The 1,691-nt window shown below is 35.7% G+C and carries 2 protein-coding genes; both read left to right on the plus strand.

The annotated features are described in order from the left end of the window. The coding region (locus tag B5E92_RS15180; RefSeq protein ID WP_087303533.1) for a DDE-type integrase/transposase/recombinase at positions 1 to 868 on the plus strand (868 nt) is incomplete at its 5' end. Positions 869 to 870: 2 nt separating this feature from the next. Then, positions 871 to 1,647, plus strand: coding sequence for an IS21-like element helper ATPase IstB (gene istB, locus B5E92_RS15185; RefSeq protein ID WP_087303535.1), 777 nt, complete (start codon positions 871 to 873; stop codon positions 1,645 to 1,647). The last annotated feature ends 44 nt before the right edge of the window (positions 1,648 to 1,691 follow it).

A 1,691-nucleotide genomic window follows, 5' to 3' on the forward strand; every position in this document is an offset into this window, starting at 1 on the left:
ATATGAAACAAGGCCTGGCCAACAATTGCAGGTAGACTGGAAAGAAAATCTTAGAATGACGACCATTCATGGTGAAGTCATAGAATTCAATCTCATGACATCTACACTTGGCTATTCACGTGAACATATATTTGTCTATACCAAAGGAAAAACAACTGAAGACTTCCTTAGATGCATCATCGATACCTTATACAGGCTTGGAGGAACCCCTGAACATATACTTACTGACAATATGACAGCTGTAGTGAGCATTACTAATGGCTCTAAAAGAAAGCATCAGAAAATCAGAGCCTTTGAAAAGGATAGCGGCATGAAGATAAGGCTATGCAAAACAAGAAGTCCACAGACAAAAGGAAAAGATGAATCAGCCAACAGATTCATTTCCTGGCTGAATGCATATGATGGCGAGATTGAAAATGAAGAAGAACTTATCCATCTTATTGAAAAGATCAATAGACGAGTCAATAACACCATCAATCAGACAACGAATATGCCGCCGCATGTTCTCTTTGAAAAAGAAAAGGAATATCTCAGACCCTTACCAAACAAAGTGATGCTCGATAGCTATGTAGATAATGTCATTACGCAGATAGTGCCACCAACACTACTGGTTACCTACAATGGATCTGGATATTCCGTTCCTACAAAGTTTATCAACAAAAGAGTCAAGCTAGTACCAATTGAAAATAAACTTTATGTATATTTTAACACAGAACTTGTGACAGTACATCAAATAAACAAAAATAAATTCAACTACAAACACGATCATTATCAGGAGGCACTGCATCATACAATCTGCAACAAGGATATAGATATCGATGCAATTGCAGAAGAAAATTTAAAACTGCTTGAAAGGATAGGTAAATAAGGATGGCAACAAACTATAACAGGCTCATGAACAATCTGGAAACATTGAAGCTCGATCGCATAAGAGAATATTTAGATACATATATAAGCATGGTAAATGAAGGAAAGAAGGATATGGTGGAAGCACTATATGAACTGACTAATTTTGAAATGGAACTTAGGAATGAACGAGCGATGAACGCATGCGTGAAGGTGGCCAATTTCCCATATATAAAAACATTTGAGGATTTTGATTTTTCATATCAGCCTTCGATCAGCAAGGAGCAGATACTTGATTTTAGAAATCTCAGATTTATGGAAAAAACAGAAAATATTCTTCTCATTGGAACCCCAGGTGTAGGAAAAACACATCTGGCGACATCAATTGGAATAGAAGCAGCGAAAAACAGAAACAGTACATATTTCATAAACTGCAATGATCTCATCCTACAGCTAAAAAGAGCCCATCTAGAAAACAGACTAGAAACACGATTGAAATTCTTTGCAAAATATAAGCTACTTATCATAGATGAGGTAGGGTTTCTTCCGCTGGATAGCGAATCATCGAATCTTCTTTTTCAATTGATAACAAAAAGGTATGAGAAACATTCAACAATCATAACAACCAACAAATCACTGTCACGATGGGGAGAGGTTTTTGGTGATAATGTATTAGCGAATGCAATCTTAGACAGACTTATTCATCATTCACATATCATAAATATCACAGGAAGGTCATATCGAACAAAGGATAAGATATCCATGATTGAGGATGATGATCATAACAACCAGAACTGGTGAAAATTAAACTAACACTTTTGGTAAATTTTATATTGACATTAACA

This window comes from Erysipelatoclostridium sp. An15 (assembly GCF_002160675.1).
Classification (GTDB): Bacteria; Bacillota_I; Bacilli_A; order Erysipelotrichales; family Coprobacillaceae; genus Thomasclavelia; species Thomasclavelia merdavium.

What these genes read in the sequence shown, in the direction of transcription:
- istB (WP_087303535.1), top strand. Translation starts at nt 871, where the DNA reads ATGGCAACAAACTATAACAGGCTCATGAACAATCTGGAAACATTGAAG.